Genomic DNA, 18,124 nt, shown 5'->3' with positions numbered 1-18,124 from the left:
CTAAGGTCCCTAAATCCATGCTCAGTGGATAAGGTGGTGGAGTTGTATAGACAGCCAGGAGGTTGGCTTAGAAGCAGCCATCCTTTAAAGAAAGCGTAATAGCTCACTGGTCTAACGATTCTGCGCCGAAAATGTAACGGGGCTAAGCATGGTACCGAAGCTACGGGATGCGTCTTTGACGCATCGGTAGGAGAGCGTTCTCAGATGGGATGAAGGTGAATCGGAAGGTTCGCTGGACTAATGAGAAGTGATTATGCTGGCATGAGTAACGATAAAACGAGTGAGAAACTCGTTCGCCGTAAGACTAAGGTTTCCTGGGTAAAGTTAATCTTCCCAGGGTTAGTCGGTCCCTAAGGCGAGGCCGAAAGGCGTAGTCGATGGAAAACGGGTTAATATTCCCGTACCTGCAATTGTGTGCGACGGAGGGACGCAGAAGGATAGCTCAGCCGGGTGTTGGATGTCCCGGTGTAAGCATGTAGGGATGGATCATAGGCAAATCCGTGATCCTCTATCCCGAGATGTGATGCCGTAACTTCACGTTTGAAGTGAGTAATTCCAGACTGCCTAGAAAATCTTCTAAGTTTAGCATTTGCAGACCGTACCGCAAACCAACACAGGTAGTCGGGTCGAGTAGACCAAGGCGCTTGAGAGAACTCTGGTTAAGGAATTCGGCAAAATGATCCCGTAAGTTAGCGAGAAGGGATGCTCTTGAGAGTGACGAGATTTACTTTCTAAGCTTTCGAGAGCCGCAGAGAATCGGGGGGGGCGACTGTTTACTAAAAACATAGGTCTCTGCTAAGTCGTAAGACGATGTATAGGGACTGACGCCTGCCCGGTGCTGGAAGGTTAAGAGGAGGTGTTAGACTTGTTCGAAGCTCCGAATCGAAGCCCCAGTAAACGGCGGCCGTAACTATAACGGTCCTAAGGTAGCGAAATTCCTTGTCGGGTAAGTTCCGACCTGCACGAATGGCGTAACGATCTCCCCACTGTCTCAACCAGAGACTCAGTGAAATTGAATTACCGGTGAAAATGCCGGTTACCCGCGGTAAGACGGAAAGACCCTGTGCACCTTTACTATAGCTTGACATTGGGTTTAGGGCTATCATGTGTAGGATAGGTGGGAGGCTTTGAAGCGGGCACGCCAGTGTCTGTGGAGCCATCCTTGAAATACCACCCTTGATATTCTTGAATTCTAATCCAACGCCGTTATCCGGCTTGGAGACAGTGTCTGGTGGGTAGTTTGACTGGGGCGGTCGCCTCCCAAAGAGTAACGGAGGCTTGCAAAGGTTCCCTCAGGCTGATTGGAAACCAGCCGTCGAGTGCAAAGGCATAAGGGAGCTTGACTGTAAGACAGACATGTCGAGCAGGAACGAAAGTTGGTCTTAGTGATCCGGTGGTCCCGCATGGAAGGGCCATCGCTCATAGGATAAAAGGTACGCCGGGGATAACAGGCTGATCGCATCCAAGAGTTCACATCGACGATGCGGTTTGGCACCTCGATGTCGGCTCATCACATCCTGGGGCTGAAGCAGGTCCCAAGGGTTCGGCTGTTCGCCGATTAAAGTGGTACGCGAGCTGGGTTTAAAACGTCGTGAGACAGTTTGGTCCCTATCTACCGTGGGCGTAGGAGAATTGAAAAGGGTCTGTCCCTAGTACGAGAGGACCGGGGTGGACGAACCTATGGTGTTCCTGTTGTCGCGCCAGCGGCATTGCAGGGTAGCTAAGTTCGGAAGGGATAACCGCTGAAAGCATCTAAGCGGGAAGCCTGCCTTGAGATTAGTTCTCCCTATGCTTTAGCATCTGAAGATTCCAGGTAGACCACCTGGTTGATAGGCCGGAAGTGTAAGTGTGGTGACACATTCAGCTGACCGGTACTAATAAATCGTGCGACTTATCTTTCTTCTCTTCCCTATAACTTTAATTTCGCGTATTGCACGCCATCTGCGAATTTTTAAATTCAAGATCGACTGCTCGTGTATTAAGGATACACTTCGCATCCGGTCTCGAATCGAAAAATCCACATCTGACGCACACTACGCAAAATTAAGGAAGTAGGTTCTCTATTCGACATATATTTCGATCCTTACGGATCAACATATTTGTCCTTGCGACCATTGAGGAGGGGCCACACCCGACCCCATTCCGAACTCGGAAGTTAAGCCCTCCTTCGCCGATGATACTGCCAGGTAGCTGGTGGGAAAGTAGGTCGTCGCAAGGACTTTTTTGTTTCTGCAAAAGCCCGCACTACGAAAGTTGTGCGGGCTTTTCGGCGTTTGGAGCATGGGGGGAATGTTTGATACTCGATGGATTGCACCTTGAAATTTAGAAGCGTACTAGAAAGGCTGCTTATAAAATCAGGAGTAGTTGATGGATATAAATAATAGTGGATCGTATGAGGATGTTTTGTTCCAGAATATTGCTATGGAAGAACGGACTTTGAAGGAAGTCAGTTTTTACAGGTGTAAATTCCAGCAGGCAGATTTTCAGTATGCTGAATTCAGGGAATGTGAGTTCCAGGAGTGCGTTTTCGATGACTGCAATCTTGCCTTGGCTGTTTTTAACAGTACCAAAGTAATAGACTCCGAGTTCAACGGTTCCAAGCTGCTGGGGATAAACTGGGGTAATCTGGGGCCTGTCATAATCGCACGGTTTTATAATTGCTTGATGGACAGGTGCTCCTTCAGTGGCATGAACTTGACTAAAGTCGGATTTGAAGACTGTTCCCTAAGGGATGCCTCTTTTGCTGATTGCAAGTTGGCTCGGATTAAGTTTGATAACTGCGATTTTTCCGGGTGCCAATTTCATCAGACAGATATGAGCCGTGCCGATTTCAGTACATCACGTAATTATTTTATGAATGCAGAAACAAATAAGCTTACGAAGACCTGTTTCTCACTGCCGGAAGCTGTTTCTTTACTGGCAAACCTTGATATTGTTCTGAAATAGATTGAAATGAAATATTACTTTAGAGATGAGGGGGATAATATTTCGATCAAAATAGCTGTGCTGCACAAACGTGCGGCGGCCTGTCGGAATATTGCTGGTTAACTTAATTTCTGATGTTAAGATAAAGCTCAGTTGCGTAGGCTGTAATTTTGCGTTTGATAATTTTTAATACCTCCTATGAATCTCTTTCGTGATAATGTATGGTCGCTCCAATAATAGATTTTTACTTCTGTATGTAACTCAAGGAGTACCTGATTATGAAATTTTCGCGTCGTGAATTTTTTGGACTTGGAATAGGACTTGGCAGCGTCCTGATGATTCCTGATTTCGTTCTGGCTAAAAGCGGTAAGGGCGACGGTGAGAGCCTCAGCAAAGGTAAGGTTCAGGCTTTGAAAGAGATTGAAGCCTACATTGCCAAATGCTCAGCTGATGGAAAACAGTTCTCGGCAGATAAACTTGCGGCCGAGAATAATGCTCAGTGGGACAGGCTGGTAAACAGTTATTTTGACCGGGCCAAGTACACCTGTGTTTCCGTCAACTCCGCAAACCTCTGCCCGTCCATGAAACCCGTTCAAGACATGGTTGCTCTGGTTCAGGATATGCTTGCAAAGGATATTTCCTTTCCCATGCGTGGGGAACTCGCCGAAGCTAGCCTTGGATACGGTCTTGAGGCCATCAAGCAGTGGTTCGGGCTGGAGAAACAGAAATATCAGGCCGATTATCTGATGGCGCTGGTCTCCAACAGCACGCAGGGAAACAACTTCATCAACAACGGGCTGGTAACCTCCGGTTTCTTTGATCCGCAAAAAGATAATGTTGTTGTGTGGGACGTTAACCATCCGACCAACTATCAGGCCTGGGAATACAGAAAGGCCACTCAGGGGTGGGCTGAAGGGTCAGTAAGGACAGTTCAGACAAAGATGTTTTCGAACAGCGTCTCGGAAGACGAAGCTCGGCGCGGAATCATGCCCTCCGACCCGAGAAGCGAAGACGATGTCGTCAAGGCCATTCTGGCCATGGTCGACAGGAATACCAAGGTAGTAACCCTTTCCTGGCAGTCCAACGAGTGCGGCATGCTGCTGCCCATGGAGCGGATCGTCCACGAGCTTCGCAAGATAAACAGTGAAATGCATATCCATGCGGACAGTGCCCAGACGTTCGGAGTGCTGGACCTCAAGCTCGCCAGTCTGGATGTGGACAGCATTGCCGGAAGTTTCCATAAATGGCCCTGCGGTCCGAAAATGGTCGGCGTGCTGTACATGAACAACAAGCATGGCGCGGCTGAAAGGTTCACCCCCAGCGAATGGGGATATGATGAACACATCATGACTCCGGAAGATTACGGTTTCAAGGCTGCAACTGGGCAGATTGATCCGAATGCCAAGCGTTTTTCGTATCTCGGCCAGCAGAATGATGCCACACTGGTTTCAACCTGGATTACCGCACTGTTCCATACCGGGAAATTTCATCCGAATGTAAACCCGGAAAAAATAGAGAAGCGTATCCACTACCTTGGGTCACGGACGAAGGAAGCTCTCTTCCGCTACCTTCCGGAAATTTATCCGGATTTTAAGGCCAAGGAAGCATACAAATGGATCTCCACGCCTACCGCTAATGACAAATTGCGCAGTTCCGTTTTTCTGTTCAGGACTCCGGACGGAATAAAGGCCGGTGATGTGGTCAAGAATGTCTACGAGCAGCACGGGCTTGCCATTGCCAACCTGCATGTTCTGGGACACGACCTTGTGCGTATTTCTCCCACATTCTGCAACACCGCACAGGATGTTGAAGACGCGGTACGTGCAACAGTTGATGTCATCAAGGCCATGGGCAAGGGTAAACTGGCGAACAATACCGTGCACAGGGCTTACGCCTGATTAATCACTTGTTGATAATTATGAAGCCGCAGTGCGCTGAGCACTGCGGCTTTTTTAATGTTATTTCGATTTGTTCAGGCAGGTGTTGAGAAAGTTGCGCAGCACCGATTCAGCCTGATTGTATGATTCCTTGATCTCAGGGTGGAACTGTACTCCGTAGCGCATTTTATCCTTACGCCGGATGGCCTGAATGTAATCGGAACGGGCAATTACCTCGTAGTTGTCCGGTAGAGAATAGATTGCCCACCCATGAACCTCCGGTGCAACAAAATTATCACGGACGTCCTTGAAGATCGGGTCAGCAATTTTCTTATTTATTATTGTTCGTTCATTTGGTTTCTGCATGGCGGATATATCGGACCAGCCCATGGAGTGCACGCGGGTGTATCCACTGGCGAAAGCGTTCATCTGGCAGCCTGCGCAGATGCCCAGTATGGGAATATCCGCCCTACGGATAATCTCGTATTCGCCGTTGTATTCGAACATGGGCAGGTTGTTGTAATCGGCATTGTTTCCGCTGAGTATGATGGCCGCCGGTTTGTTAGGAAGATTTTTGATCATTGCCATGTCGGCTTTCCAGTACGGAATCCGGATAACTTTTAAGTCCGGGATCAGTTCTTCAATCCGCTGGACAAGTCTTGTGAAGGTATAACCGTTTCGCTGATTGCCGATAACCATGACATAAGGTTTTTCCGGCACATTCGGAATCTCCGGTTCGGCAGGCGTAAAGAGCATCAGCTCGTTGAGCGCCGGGGCGTAACCGGTATAACGGGTAATTACCAGCCGCCAGAAGCGGGCTTTATTGGGGGTAACGTCCTGTATTATCCTGTAGGTGTCCGAGTTGCTGACTTTCCCGCCCGGAACTGGTTCCCACTCTGTGCCGTCGTTGCTGGAGAGCCAATGAAAATCATTTATCCATCCATCGGGATTTCCGAATTCCGAAAGCATCCAGGCGCGTGAAACAGTGACCGGTCTGCCGAGGTCGAGTTCAATCCATTCTTCTCTGGGGCCGGGAGGGGCTGCACGCCACTGGCTGTTAAGCCCGGCATCGCTGTAGTCGGTCAGGTATTCCGGGTTGGAACCGCTTCCGGCCTTTACGGACACTGGAATGATTCTTTGCAGCCCCGAATAACGGTCATCGCTTTCTGTATCCACAAAGAACCTGCTTACAGCCCATTTTCCGGCCTTGCCGCTTGCAGACAGGGCGCGGACTCTCCACCACCAGAGGCTTTTGTCCTTTAGGGGCGTTTTGTCCGGAACCTGAAAAGCGTCCACTTTTTCTTCGGAAGAGTTAATGCTGTAACTGCGCAGGGCCTTGGAGTCGAATGACTTGCTTAAGTCCAGCTGTATTTCGTATCTGGATGCATCCGGGCTGTTTTTTTTGAATGAAAGCAGCGGCGTTGTCCTGGTTACTATGACGTCCTGACATGGGTTTGTGTTCAGTGCTGGGATTGTCGTGTCCGCAGACGCAATCGTGATGCCCAGACAGAGAATAATGAGGATTATTGTAAATACCTGTTTCATGGTCGGCGACCTCCGGATTTTTCTTTCGATGTAAACACAGCCGCAGTAGCATGGCAATCTTATTGGGCTGTAACAGCTTTAAAATTTTGTGACGTTGGCGTATATGATTCCCATGAAAAGACTTTTCCTGATCAATTGCAGGCAGCCGATGGTGAATGCGTTCGGCAGGCTCGGGTGTGAAGTTCGCAGCGTGCACAGCACGGAGCGGTATTTCGATGTTGCTGCGAAACTCGCGGAACTGGAATTCGTTCCGGATATCATTTTGCAACAGGAAAATCTGGGGCGCAGGGTTTTTCTTACCGGGCTGCGGGAACTGGATTGTCTGAAAATATTCTGGTCGGTGGATACGCATCTCAATATGCACTGGCACGGTCTTTACGGGTCTTTATTCGACGGAGTTCTGACCACCCAGAAAAAATATGTTTCGCGACTGGAAAAGTGCTGCGAGGCGAAAATACATTGGATGCCGTGGATGGGGGGGCATCCGGGGCCGGAAACAGGTACGGCAGCAGGTCTGATTCCATACGGGAAGCGCGAGCACGATCTTACTTTCGTGGGCAGGGTGTCCCCGGAGCGCCGGGCCCGGCAATGGTTTGTTGATTTCCTGAAGAGCGGTTACAACCTGCATCTTGTAGAAGGTCTTAATTACAGCGCAATGATGGAGGTCTACAGGCAGACACGGGTTGTGCCCAATGAATCAATTTTCGGGGAAGTGAATTTCCGTTTGTTCGAAGCCTGCTCCTGTGGCTGTGCAATGGTCACCCCGGACGCAGGTCCCGAACTGGGAGAGCTTTTCGATATCGGGCGTGAGATCATGGTTTACGATGATGTTCTGGAATTGAAGGAGATTCTGGATCGGTTTGAGCGTGACCCCGACTATGCCGCAATGATGGGTCTTGCCGGTTATGAACGGGTTATGCGTGACCATCTGCCGGATAATCGTGCGGCTGCGATTCTTGATTTTGCGGAAGGTCTGGAAAAGCGGTCGGTTTCTGAAACAGAAGCCGGGCTACTGCTCTGCCTCGTGGAAGCGGCTCTGGGCGAGGCCGGTGATCCTGTAACAGATTGGCCCGGGCTTATTAAAAGATTGCTGGCTCTGCCGCAGGATTTTAGGCGGGACGGAGTCCTGTTGCGCATCTTTGCTGTAAGTGGGCTCAAGGATCTTTTTCTGGATGTGGCGCGGTCGTATATGGTCCGGCAGGATCTGGAGTTTGACTGCTATTTTTGTATGTCCGCATCCCTTGCCGCTCTGAAGCTCGGCATGTGGGATATAGCGAAACATTTCTGGTATTCCTGGAGAACAAGAAATCCTGGGGAAAAAGCTTCCGTGCCTGCTGATGAAGTCTCGCTTCTGCTTCTCTGGGGAGATGAGCTTTGCAGAACGGGGAATACGGTTCGGTCCGGTGTGACCTTTAATGAAGTGAAGGGAATCCCTTCCTGCGCTGCAGACTGCTACTTTGCCGCACTGTATCTGGTTCCGGGCAGTCTTGCTGTTTTCAAAAAACTGGACGCAGTTTTTTCCGGAGTAAAAGGTGCTGAGCCGACACGGCTGGGTTTTCTTTCCCATCTTTCTCTGCATGCTCCAGATGACTGGAGGACGAGTGCGGATGTCGGTATAACCAGCCTGAAGGCCTTCAGGTTGACCGAAGGAATGGAGGAACTGAAGCACGCTCGTTTGCTTGCTGCTGCGGAAGGACGCGAGCGTTTCTTCCACCGCAAGATCGGCACCGAATTACCCCGGTATTTTGAATTGGTTAGTGAGGACTGATTATGTTATCTTATAGTCAGGGATCGGGTCATATTCATATCTGTGAGCAAGGAGGAAGGCGATGGACGCCTCTGGGGTCGTTTTAAATACGTCAGCCTTTTATGCCCATCTGGGCGGAGACAAGGAACTCGGTGCGGAAATTCTTACCGTTTATCTGGACGATGCTCCCCAGCGTTTCAATTCGCTGGTCAAGGCCCTTGAAGAGGATGACCAGGTGCTGGCAGTAAAATTTTCCCACGCCTTGAAAGGTATTTCCGCCACCATACGGGCTGAAAGGGTTTCATCTTTGTCCGGCAGTGCCGAGAGGGCTGCACGACAGGGCGACCTTGAAAAGGCGGGGCTCCTTATCCCCGAGATTGAAAATGAGTTGAAGCTGGTGCTGCAGGCCATTGCAACTGCTTTGTCCGCTTAGCATAGAACTGCTGCGGGCGTTCTGCACTTTTTCAAGTCCGATTCTTTTTATCCTCATTTTTTTGAAGACCTGCTTCTATGGCATATTTGGTGCCGGAAGGAACTTAGGTGCTATTGTCAACGTATTGAAGATGCAGTTGCAATTTAGCAAAAAATCCAATAACGCCATTGACATCCGTTATCACTCAGTTGTAGTCGCAGTGAGTACACCTATGCGTTTTATGCCCGGTTCAGAGTTGTCTTAATAAAATCCCGGAGAAATATCGATGTTCAAGAATTTGAAGCTTGGATGGAAAATCGGAGGCGGTTTCGTTCTTGTACTGCTTCTTGCTGTAGTTGTCGGAGGGGTCGGATGGTATGGGCTCAGCGGTGTTGCCAAAGAAAATGCCCGTACTGAGGTTGTCAGCAAAGCTGTTGTCGACATGTATAATTCGAGGCTGATGGTTCTTTACTACACTCTTAGTGGGACATCGGAATATGAAAATAAATTCAACGCGGCCATATCGGAAGTGGCGAACAATCTTTCTGCAAACGAGTCGCTCTTCAGCGGCAAAGGGCTTGCGGACGTAAAGGATGTTGAATCCAAAGCTTCGGAATACGCAAAGAGCTTCAAGGCATATGCCGGGTTTGGCAAGGAAAAGAAAGAAGCTGTGAGCATTTGTCTTACTGCCGCCGAAAATCTTGGCAGTGCTGTTTCCGAGATGGAAAAGCAGGGCCATCAATATCTGCATAAAAATTTCGAGAGCGGTTCCGGTTCCGCAGATGCTGTTGCCGTGTTCGAGGCATATACTTCTCTGGTTGATGCGGATAAACTTTTCCGCAATGCCCGGACACTGGTCAATTCATTCCTGCGGTCAGGCAGGGAAGAGCATGTAAAGGAAGTCCGCCGGGAATTAAACAGCATCCTTGATATCTGCGGTGACCTCAAACGCAATGAATGGGTGAGCACCGCTTCCGGTTGGAATATTTCCGTGCTCGAAAAAGCTGTTCGCTCCTATCTTGATAGTTTCAACGTTCTTGTTGAAAAATCAGAGAGTCAGGCTGTTGAGTTGAAGAATATGGCTTCCATCGGTGCGGATGCTTTCGACCTCGGTTCGAAAATAAAGGATGCACAGCAGGAAGCTGCTAACGCCATCATGTCCTTTTCCTTTTATCTTATTCTTGGAGGATTGGGGCTGGCACTCCTTTGCGGTGTGATTATTTCCATTACTGTCACCCGTGCGATAACGGGACCTGTAAGCAAGGGCGTTGAGTTTGCGGAAAATATGTCCCGCGGTGATTTTACCAGGACTCTTGATATTGAGCAGCGGGATGAAATCGGGATTCTGGCGGCCGCGCTTAATGATATGGTAGCCAGACTTTCCTCCGTTGTTGCGGAAGTGAGCAGTTCGTCCGAGAATGTTGCTTCCGGCAGTGAAGAGCTTTCCGCTACTGCGGAAAGTCTTTCCCAGGCTTCAACCGAGCAGGCGGCCAATGTAGAAGAAGTCTCCGCTTCCATGGAGGAGATGACGGCCAATATCAGGCAGAACGCTGACAATGCCCACCAGACCGAGCAGATCGCTCTCCAGGCTTCCTCTCAGGCAGAGGAAGGCGGTGAAGCCGTAGCCCGCGCGGTGGATGCCATGAAGAATATTGCCGAGAAAATATCCATAATAGAAGAGATTGCCCGCCAGACCAACCTGCTGGCACTCAATGCGGCCATTGAAGCGGCCCGTGCAGGCGAACATGGGAAGGGATTTGCCGTGGTCGCCGCAGAAGTCCGGAAACTGGCTGAACGCAGCGGCGCAGCAGCCGGGGAGATCGGTGAGCTTTCTTCAAGTACTGTCGGTGTGGCTGAAAAGGCCGGTGAAATGCTCAAGCGGCTTGTTCCGGATATCAGGCGTACTGCCGAACTGGTGCAGGAGATTGCAGCCGGCAGCGGTGAGCAGCTTTCCGGTGCGGAGCAGATCAACAAGGCTGTGCAGCAGCTTGATCAGGTTACGCAGCAGAATGCTTCCGCATCCGAGGAAATGGCTTCCACATCCGAAGAACTTTCCAGCCAGGCTGAACAGTTGCAGCAGGTTATGAGCTTCTTCCGGGTGAGTCAGCAGCCGGTAAGGCAGGTCAGGGCATTGCCTGCACCGCAAAAGCCGAGACCGAGCTCAATGCCTTCCGATTTCAGGAGATCCTCCTCTGCTTCAGATGAATCCGGCGTGTCTCTCGATTTGGGCAGCGATTTTTCGGACGGTGATTTCGAAAAATTCTGATAAACTCTGGCTGAGAACATCCTTTTATACTATAGTCCATAGAGGACAAGGTATGTGCAGTCTTCGGATATATTAAAAAGCAGGTGGTAAGGATGAGCGCTGAAATAAATAGCACGACTAACCAGTATCTGACCTTTACACTGAACAAGGACGTCTATGCTCTGGATATCTCCAGTGTAAGGGAGGTGTTGGAACTGACACCCATTACCCGTATTCCGAGAACCCCCAAGTTCATGCGGGGAGTCATCAATCTGCGGGGGCACGCCGTTCCGGTCGTTGATATGCGTCTCAAGTTCGGCATGAGCAGGACTGAGGACACCATCAACACCTGCATCATCATAGTCGAGGTCGTTTTTGATGGCGAAGGAACTGTCATGGGTGCTCTGGCCGACTCTGTAAGGGAAGTTATCGAGCTTACGGAAAACATGATTGAAGAGCCTCCAAGAATGGGCACGACAATCAAGACTGAATTCATCCGGGGCATGGGCAAACAGGACGATGAGTTTGTTATCATCCTTGATATCAACAAGATTCTTTCGGTTGAGGAATTGGCAATGCTCAGGAATGTGCAGCAGGATTCACCTTCCGGAGAAGCCGTTCAGGACTCAGGGGGATCGCAGGGAATGACCTTGAGTCTTTAAATCGTTTCCTTGCTCTTTCTGTGTACCGCTACGGTGCAAAGAATTGAATTGGACAGCCCGCCGTTTAACAAATGGCGGGCTGTTTTTTTTGATGAAACCGGACTTCATATCCTTGCTGTTCCCGGCAGAGCCAGCTGTTTTAATCCGCAAAGTGTCTCAAAAACGATTATTGCTTGAAAATGTGCCTCATGTTCAATACACTTTTTTATAAATTATATTTTTCGGCTGATGTACCGATAGACTGACAAGCTAATTTACTGACGGGTTAATATTATATGAAAAATATATATCCAGCATTGTATGCGGGGGGGCTCGTTTGTGCCGCTTTTTCTGCGGGCACATTTCTGGATGAAAACAGTGTGGGAGCTTTGACTGCCGGGGGATTATGCCTTGCAGCGGTTTGTACTGTTGTAATTCTATATCTGCGCAGAGCCGGGGCGGGGGCTACGTGTAGAAAAAAGGCTGTTTGCGAGGCCATATCCGCGGCCGGTATAGGCTACTACATAACGGACCTCTCCGGGGAAATTGTTTTTTCAGGAGGAGAGGAATCCGTACTGCCCGGTCTCAATAAAGATACGTGCTGTAGTCCTTCCTTCTACAATATAGATTCTTCAACTCTCGGATTAAATGGGACCGTCTTCCGGTCTTTGGCCGCAGGAATGGGAAAATGCAGTTTCAAGACCAAAGTGGATATGCCTGACGGTAAGACGTGCGTCCTTGTCCATACAGCCGTTCTTGTACGCGACGAACACGGTAAACCTGCCGGATGTTCTGTGGTTGTTGTAAACTCCAGTGCATTGATAAAACTTGAGAACGACCTGTGCAGGGAAAAACGATACCTGGACTCTGTAATGAACAGTTCCCCGGACTCGGTTCTCATCATGGATTTGAAGGGAAATTTCCTGCGGGTGAACAGCGTGTTTGCTTCATACGCCGGTGCATCGGACCCGGAGGTCTGCGTCGGCATGAATGTGTATAATTTTTTGAATCCGCAGGCGGCGGAAATCGTTCTGAATGACATAGAAGCATTACAAAGAGGCGAAGAGGGAGGCTGCTTCAATTTTACTGTCGCGGACAGCCGGGGAAATGATCTTTGCCTTAATGTAAGGCATCACCTGCATCGGGACAGTTTCGGCAACCCTGAGTATATTGTAGGCTACGCGCGGGAGTGCCCTCCTGTCGGAGAAAATATTTCAAAGGAAGGATGTTGCGACTTGGCAATGCTTGAGAATCTATCCCATGAACTGCGTACGCCTCTGGCCGGGATAACCGGGAGTCTGCAGATTCTGGAAGGAGAAGACCTTACGCCTGCGGCCAGGGAGTATGTCGGTAAAAGCAAGCATTTGATACGGCGGCTGAAGACGGCTGTAAATAATTTCCTGCGCGGACTCTCGGGTGAGACCGCAGGTTCCGATGCTGTATCCGGCAATTCGGAGAATTCGGCTCCATTTGTGCGGGATGTGCCTGTGGAGGGCGGGAATATTCTGCTGGCAGAGGATGATATGAGCAGCCAGTTTTTTATGCGGCGTACTCTCGAAAACTGGGGATATCAGGTGCGCACTGCAAGTAACGGCTCTGACGTGCTCAAATTCCTTGCCGAGCAGGATTGTGATCTTGTGCTGATGGACATCCACATGCCGGAACTGAGCGGATACGAGGCCATTGCACGGATACGTGAAATGGACGCGCCTGCAGCCCGGCTTCCCATCATAGTGATGAGCGCTTACGGGGCGGAAAGCGACACCGCGAAACTGGAAGAACTTGGCGTTGCAGAATTCATTGCCAAGCCTGTGCGCGCCGAAGCTTTGAAAGCCGCAATGGACAGGCTTCTTGGCGGAAGTTGATCCTATGGCTTCAATAAGTGGTTTATGTAATATGCTATTCCGTCCTCAAGCATTTGTACTGACAGCAGAATAAGAATCAGGCCCATAAGTCTTTCACAGGCCCGCAGTCCTCTTTGACCCAGCAGCCGGGCCAGTGCCGGGCCGGTAAGCATGATGATGACGGATGCTCCCCAGGCCAGCAGGACTCCGGACAGAACAGTCAGGTTTCCGTCCCCTCTTGAGCCGTAAACCATTACTGCGGCAAGCAGGGAAGGTCCGGCGAAAAGGGGAACTGCAATGGGGACTATGAAAGGGTCCTTCTCCGCTTCCGTCGCATTTCCATCCGTTTTCGGGAAGATCATTTTCATGGAGATTATGAACAGGATCACCCCTCCGGCTATTCGCAGCGTTGACTGGTGAATGTTCAGCACATTCATCAGCCCGGCTCCGAGGTACATGAACAGAACCGTGATGAATAAGGCAAAGAGAAGTTCACGCAGGAGGATTCGGCGCTGTCTGCGCGGCGAGAAATCCTTGAGCATGGACAGGCAGACCGGCAGGTTGCCCAGCGGGTCCATTATCAGGAACAGGGGAAATGCTATTTCGAAAACACCGGTCTGAAAAAAAGCATTCATGAATCGCTACTCCTTTCCCCCGGCCTGTCCGTAAGTGGAAAATTTATCAATCACGCGGTCCATCTCTTCGTCAGGCACTAGGACCGGTTTTCCGGCTGAAAGGGCCTGAATATAAATTCTGGCAACAAGTTCCAGTTCTTCCGCAGCGTCAAAGGCGTTGCCGATAGCTTTACCCACAGTGATCAGTCCGTGGTTGGCGAGCAGCACGGCGTTGTAATTTCCTATGGTCTCGGCCACGTATCCGGCAAGTTCCGGGCTGCCGAAGGTGGCGTATGGGGCGAGAGGCACTTTTCTGCCTGAAAAACCCACCAGATAATGGACAGCGGGCAGTTCCATGTTCAGGCAGGCGACCGTTGTGGCGTAGACAGAGTGGGTGTGCACAACCGCGTTTATGTCTTCCCGTTGTTTGTAAAGTATGGAGTGAAAGCCGTGTTCGCTCGAAGGTTTGCGTTCACCCTCGACGATATTCCCGTCAAGATCCATCAGGACAACATCTTTCGGGGTGGCGTCCAGATAATTCAGTCCGCTCGCGCTGATGGCCATGAACCCTTTTTCCCTGTTTACTATGCTTAAATTTCCGCCGGTTCCCGTTGTCAGTCCCGCACGCAGCAGTTTGCGGCCGTATTCCACCACCAGTTCCCTTTCTTTTTTGAGCAGCACGGGCTAGGCCTCCTGTTTGAATGATTTCAGATTTTCGATGCGCTTTATAACAGGGGGATGACTGTATTCCAGCCATACATAGAAAGGATGCGGGGTCAGGTTTGAAAGGCTGCTTACCGACAGCTTTTTCAGACCGCTGATCAGAGCTTCCGGGTGTCCTGTTTTTTCAGCGGAGAAATTGTCCGCTTCATATTCGTGCTTGCGTGAGCGGATGTTGCTGAAGATTGAAAGCACCAGTGAAACGGGAGTGTAGAGGAGTGCAAAGAAAACAAGCCCGGCATGGACTGAGATATGTTCCATTCCGAAGGCCGCGAAAAGCTGACTGTTGCCGAGGAAGAAAGACATGAGCAGAAAGACCACCCCGGTATTCAAAATGCTCATAATCATCATTTTGCGAATATGACCGAGCTTGCAGTGCCCTATTTCATGGGCCAGTACGGCAACGATTTCGTCTGCGCCAAGTTCTTGTACAAGGGTATCGAACAGAGCGATTCGTTTCTTTTTGCCGAATCCGGTAAAGTAGGCGTTGGCCTTTGTGGAGCGTTTTGAACCGTCGATCATGAAAATGCCGTTGAGTTCGAAACCGTTTGCAGCCGCAAAAGTTTCGATTTTATCTTTCAGTTCCCCATCCTCGATGGGAGTGAACTTGTTGAATAGCGGAAGAATCCAGGCCGGGGCGATGTACTGCACGCCGATGGTGATGAGCACGGTGAATATCCAGCACCACAGCCATGCGGTTTTTCCCGCGGCATTGAAGAAAAGCAGTATTCCGCCGAGAATTATGCCTCCGATGATAACGGTGAGCAGGCAGCCTTTTATTTTATCCGTGACAAAGGTTTTCAGGTCGGTTTTGTTGAATCCGAATTTTTCTTCGATCACAAAAGTATGGTACAGGGAGAAGGGCAGGGAGAGCAGTTCGCTCAGCAGTCCCAGACATGCAAAGAATATCAGGCCGGTGCCTATGTCCGCGAACCCGAAACTGCGTGCCAGGAGATCAATTGCATTGAATCCTCCGAAAATTATGAACAGGATTGTGGCGGCGGTACTCAGTGCTCCGGTTATATTTTCAAAGCCCATTTCCGTTTTCGCATAGGCCTGCGATCTGCTATACTCATCAGGGTCGAATATGCCTGTGAATTCTTGTGGTAGAATGGGTGAAAGTGCTTTGCGATTGAGCTGGCGGGCTGTAAGCCCGAGAAAGAAAGCTCCTGCCAGTGAGAATATTATGATAAATAAATAGATGTTCATCGGTGGTACTTAATTCCGGTTTTCAGTGTTTGCAACGGCTGACTTGCAGAGAAATCATGGCGAAACTACCTTTCGCAGGCTTTGGCGTCAATTGCATCTCAGCTTCCCGTCACGGGGTTGTACTGACCGCTGGTATCTGTATCCGGTCTTGACAATGTCGGACTTAGTGTAAAGAATTATATATTAAACAGCCACAGTGCAAAGCGTGTGGTTTGTAAGGTCAGCAGAGCAGCATTTTTCTGTGAAATAAATTTTTTCTCTGTCTTTCAGCCATTGTTTTTCGGGAATCAGATTGCGCTGTCAAGTAACGACGGTTTGCAGAATAAAAAGTAAGTGTTAAGTCCGGGCAGATGTCCAGGATTATAAAGGGAGTCATATGAGTTCACCCAAGACCATCAAGGAAAATATTGCCCGCGCCAAGTCCTACGGGCAACGTAAGGACTATCTGCGCTGTCTGCACGCCTTGAGCCTGTCCCTTGATGATCTGGCTGAAAGCCAGGTGTTCGGACGTGAAAAGTTTGAGATCGGTATCCTGGTTGACGAAGTGATTCGGCAGTTGCTTTCCATGGAAGAATTGCAGCGGGTGCTGCCCCGGAATATGAAGTACACCAAGGGGCAGGAAAAGAAACTCGCGGCAATGCTGCTCAAGATCCATAACACGATCAAGGATGCCATGGAGAAGGCCGCTGTTGAGAAGGTTCGAAAGCAGAAGAACCATATCGACAAATACATCCTTGCCGGACAGAAGTTTCTTGCCGAAAAGAATGTGAAGGAAGCCAAGAAATATTTCCGCAAGATTACGGATGCTTTTCCGGATGAACGTGGCTTGCTGCAGGATGTCGGAGGTCGGCTGGTCAAGTCCGGATTTCCCGCTGACGGCATTGAATATCTGGAGAGAGCCATCGCCGCGACACCCAATGACAGCCGGGCTTATATTTCCCTGCTGCTGGCCTGGGAGATGATGGCTGAGCACGACAAGGCCCTTGATGTCATCAAGGAGATATCCCGCAGATTCGGCGCCAACGAGAGTATTTATATCCGCCAGGCAAAGCTTTTTCTGGGCAAACGCATGTATACTGAAGCATACGACGCCGCAGCAATGGTGCTGAAGACAAATCCCATGAACGCCGAGGCCAAAAAGATTTCCGACAAGCTCGGCCCCAAAGTTTTCGGCAGCAGATATACTCCGGGACAGACAACTGCTGATGCAGCCAAGTCACGGGCCAGGAAAAACGGGAACAAATCTTCCGCATCCATCAATCTGGATGGTTCTTCTGCCGGAACTGAAAAGAAAGCCAGGAAAAAGGCTCCTTCCCGCCAGCCTTCCAAAGTCATCAAGCTGGATTTCTGATAATTGCGGCCTTTGCCGTTTTTATTTCGGCTGCAGGTCCCGTGTTTCCGATCCGTCCTGTCTGGTCCTGTCGGCAATGGCTATGCCGGAGATGTTATGCCACAGGCTGAACAGAGCTCCCGGAAGCGCTGTGGCCGTTCCGAAATACTTGGTTGCCAGCGCCACCCCCAGACCTGAATTCTGCATTCCTACTTCTATCGCCAGAGTAAGACTGTCCCGTTTGTCGAATCCGGCTATCCGTCCCACCCCGTATCCGGCTATAAGTCCACCTGCGTTGTGCAGAGCCACTGCAGCAAGAATCAGCAGCGGAAAGGTCGCCAGCATATCCCTGTTCAAGCCTATGATACAGGCCACAAGCATTGCGATGACAATAATCGATACCGAAGGAAAAATGTGAATTACCGGGTCTATTCTTTTGCGAAGAAAACGGCGCAGCACAAGACCGTCAACCAGCGGAAAAATAACAATCCAGAATACTGATTTTATCATGGGCAGCAGGGGAATTTCCACCTGCTGGTTTAACACCGCGTATATTATCATAGGGGTGAGCAGCGGAGCCAGGCAGGTGGAGATCATGGTCATGGTGACGGAAAGAGCCACGTTTGCCCCGGCAAGGTGCGCGATTACGTTTGAAGCCGTGCCTCCGGGACAGGCCCCGACGACAACCATTCCGATCAGGGCTTCCTGCGGCAGTCCCATCAGGGATGAAAGTATGACCGCAAGGGCCGGCATGACGGTGTATTGCAGGATGATGCCCAGACATACTGCCTTGTAGTTTTTGATAGCAGAAGCAAAATCGCTGAATTGAAGTGTCAGCCCCATCCCGAACATGATCACGCCGAGACAGAATGCAATATGCGGCTTTATCCAGATAAAAAGAGGAGGGGACAGGTACGCGGCTAAACTTGAAAAAACGGCTATCAGAAGAAAGTGCCGTTCAATGAAACGGCAGATTGAATACACCATTAATCCTCCATGACAGGGTGCTGCAGTG

General features: G+C 50.0%; 13 protein-coding genes and 2 rRNA genes (1 of these 15 only partly in view). 10 read left to right on the top strand and 5 right to left on the bottom strand.

From position 1 onward, the window contains the following. The 4 genes from ACKU4E_RS10480 to ACKU4E_RS10465 all read left to right on the top strand — a co-directional run. Nucleotides 1-1,899 (top strand): 23S ribosomal RNA (locus ACKU4E_RS10480); it begins 1,035 nt to the left of the window's first position. A 204-nt stretch (nt 1,900-2,103) separates the two neighbouring features. Further along, nucleotides 2,104-2,218 (top strand): 5S ribosomal RNA (gene rrf / locus ACKU4E_RS10475). A 149-nt stretch (nt 2,219-2,367) separates the two neighbouring features. Further along, nucleotides 2,368-2,946: a pentapeptide repeat-containing protein gene (locus ACKU4E_RS10470; RefSeq protein WP_320171021.1), complete on the top strand. Its 579-nt coding sequence runs from the start codon at nt 2,368-2,370 to the stop codon at nt 2,944-2,946. Nucleotides 2,947-3,203: 257 nt separating this feature from the next. Continuing rightward, the gene (locus ACKU4E_RS10465; RefSeq protein WP_320171020.1) at nt 3,204-4,823 is read left to right on the top strand and encodes an aminotransferase class V-fold PLP-dependent enzyme; all 1,620 of its coding nucleotides are present in this window, start codon (nt 3,204-3,206) and stop codon (nt 4,821-4,823) included. Nucleotides 4,824-4,883: 60 nt separating this feature from the next. Here ACKU4E_RS10465 and ACKU4E_RS10460 read toward each other — a convergent pair whose 3' ends face one another. After that, nucleotides 4,884-6,347 (bottom strand): glutamine amidotransferase-related protein, encoded by a 1,464-nt coding sequence (locus ACKU4E_RS10460; RefSeq protein WP_320171019.1) that lies wholly within the window; start codon nt 6,345-6,347, stop codon nt 4,884-4,886. 112 nt (nt 6,348-6,459) lie between these two features. Between ACKU4E_RS10460 and ACKU4E_RS10455 the strand changes: the two genes are divergently transcribed. The 5 genes from ACKU4E_RS10455 to ACKU4E_RS10435 all read left to right on the top strand — a co-directional run bounded on the left by ACKU4E_RS10455 (nt 6,460) and on the right by ACKU4E_RS10435 (nt 13,257). Beyond that, nucleotides 6,460-8,115 (top strand): glycosyltransferase, encoded by a 1,656-nt coding sequence (locus tag ACKU4E_RS10455; protein ID WP_320171018.1) that lies wholly within the window; start codon nt 6,460-6,462, stop codon nt 8,113-8,115. A 61-nt stretch (nt 8,116-8,176) separates the two neighbouring features. Then, complete coding sequence (locus ACKU4E_RS10450) at nt 8,177-8,527, top strand: Hpt domain-containing protein (protein WP_320171017.1); 351 nt, start codon at nt 8,177-8,179, stop codon at nt 8,525-8,527. A gap of 265 nt (nt 8,528-8,792) precedes the next feature. After that, nucleotides 8,793-10,772, top strand: a complete 1,980-nt coding sequence (locus tag ACKU4E_RS10445) for a methyl-accepting chemotaxis protein (RefSeq protein WP_320171016.1) — start codon at nt 8,793-8,795, stop codon at nt 10,770-10,772. A 92-nt stretch (nt 10,773-10,864) separates the two neighbouring features. Further along, complete coding sequence (locus tag ACKU4E_RS10440) at nt 10,865-11,413, top strand: chemotaxis protein CheW (RefSeq protein WP_320171015.1); 549 nt, start codon at nt 10,865-10,867, stop codon at nt 11,411-11,413. A gap of 359 nt (nt 11,414-11,772) precedes the next feature. Beyond that, nucleotides 11,773-13,257: a response regulator gene (locus ACKU4E_RS10435; RefSeq protein WP_320171014.1), complete on the top strand. Its 1,485-nt coding sequence runs from the start codon at nt 11,773-11,775 to the stop codon at nt 13,255-13,257. Between the two features lie 2 nt (nt 13,258-13,259). On the opposite strand, the gene ACKU4E_RS10430 is transcribed toward ACKU4E_RS10435, so the two are convergent. From ACKU4E_RS10430 to ACKU4E_RS10420, 3 genes are read right to left on the bottom strand one after another with little or no spacing between them, the layout of a single operon-like run. Next, entirely contained in the window at nt 13,260-13,871 is a 612-nt protein-coding gene (locus ACKU4E_RS10430; protein WP_320171013.1) for a MarC family protein, read from the bottom strand. Nucleotides 13,872-13,877: 6 nt separating this feature from the next. Next, the gene (locus tag ACKU4E_RS10425; protein ID WP_320171012.1) at nt 13,878-14,531 is read right to left on the bottom strand and encodes an L-fuculose-phosphate aldolase; all 654 of its coding nucleotides are present in this window, start codon (nt 14,529-14,531) and stop codon (nt 13,878-13,880) included. Nucleotides 14,532-14,534: 3 nt separating this feature from the next. Beyond that, the gene (locus ACKU4E_RS10420; RefSeq protein ID WP_320171011.1) at nt 14,535-15,779 is read right to left on the bottom strand and encodes a M48 family metallopeptidase; all 1,245 of its coding nucleotides are present in this window, start codon (nt 15,777-15,779) and stop codon (nt 14,535-14,537) included. 376 nt (nt 15,780-16,155) lie between these two features. On the opposite strand from ACKU4E_RS10420, the gene ACKU4E_RS10415 reads away from it, so the two are divergent. Continuing rightward, entirely contained in the window at nt 16,156-17,130 is a 975-nt protein-coding gene (locus tag ACKU4E_RS10415) for a hypothetical protein (protein ID WP_320171010.1), read from the top strand. A 21-nt stretch (nt 17,131-17,151) separates the two neighbouring features. Here the strand turns inward: ACKU4E_RS10415 and ACKU4E_RS10410 are convergent, their stop codons facing one another. Beyond that, a complete protein-coding gene (locus ACKU4E_RS10410) occupies nt 17,152-18,096 on the bottom strand; it encodes a bile acid:sodium symporter family protein (RefSeq protein ID WP_320171009.1) in 945 nt (314 codons plus the stop codon). Nucleotides 18,097-18,124 lie beyond the last annotated feature (28 nt).

Source organism: Maridesulfovibrio sp. (assembly GCF_963677005.1).
Classification (GTDB): Bacteria; Desulfobacterota; Desulfovibrionia; order Desulfovibrionales; family Desulfovibrionaceae; genus Maridesulfovibrio.
Note: the sequence above shows the minus strand (reverse complement) of the source record. Positions and strands in the feature narration are given on the sequence as shown.

Excerpts from the sequence above, each read along its gene's own strand:
- ACKU4E_RS10465 (WP_320171020.1), top strand. The coding sequence starts at position 3,204 with ATGAAATTTTCGCGTCGTGAATTTTTTGGACTTGGAATAGGACTTGGC.
- ACKU4E_RS10420 (WP_320171011.1), bottom strand. The coding sequence starts at position 15,779 with ATGAACATCTATTTATTTATCATAATATTCTCACTGGCAGGAGCTTTC.
- ACKU4E_RS10410 (WP_320171009.1), bottom strand. The coding sequence starts at position 18,096 with ATGGTGTATTCAATCTGCCGTTTCATTGAACGGCACTTTCTTCTGATA.
- ACKU4E_RS10455 (WP_320171018.1), top strand. The coding sequence starts at position 6,460 with ATGAAAAGACTTTTCCTGATCAATTGCAGGCAGCCGATGGTGAATGCG.
- ACKU4E_RS10440 (WP_320171015.1), top strand. The coding sequence starts at position 10,865 with ATGAGCGCTGAAATAAATAGCACGACTAACCAGTATCTGACCTTTACA.
- ACKU4E_RS10430 (WP_320171013.1), bottom strand. The coding sequence starts at position 13,871 with ATGAATGCTTTTTTTCAGACCGGTGTTTTCGAAATAGCATTTCCCCTG.
- ACKU4E_RS10460 (WP_320171019.1), bottom strand. The coding sequence starts at position 6,347 with ATGAAACAGGTATTTACAATAATCCTCATTATTCTCTGTCTGGGCATC.
- ACKU4E_RS10450 (WP_320171017.1), top strand. The coding sequence starts at position 8,177 with ATGGACGCCTCTGGGGTCGTTTTAAATACGTCAGCCTTTTATGCCCAT.
- ACKU4E_RS10445 (WP_320171016.1), top strand. The coding sequence starts at position 8,793 with ATGTTCAAGAATTTGAAGCTTGGATGGAAAATCGGAGGCGGTTTCGTT.
- ACKU4E_RS10470 (WP_320171021.1), top strand. The coding sequence starts at position 2,368 with ATGGATATAAATAATAGTGGATCGTATGAGGATGTTTTGTTCCAGAAT.
- ACKU4E_RS10415 (WP_320171010.1), top strand. The coding sequence starts at position 16,156 with ATGAGTTCACCCAAGACCATCAAGGAAAATATTGCCCGCGCCAAGTCC.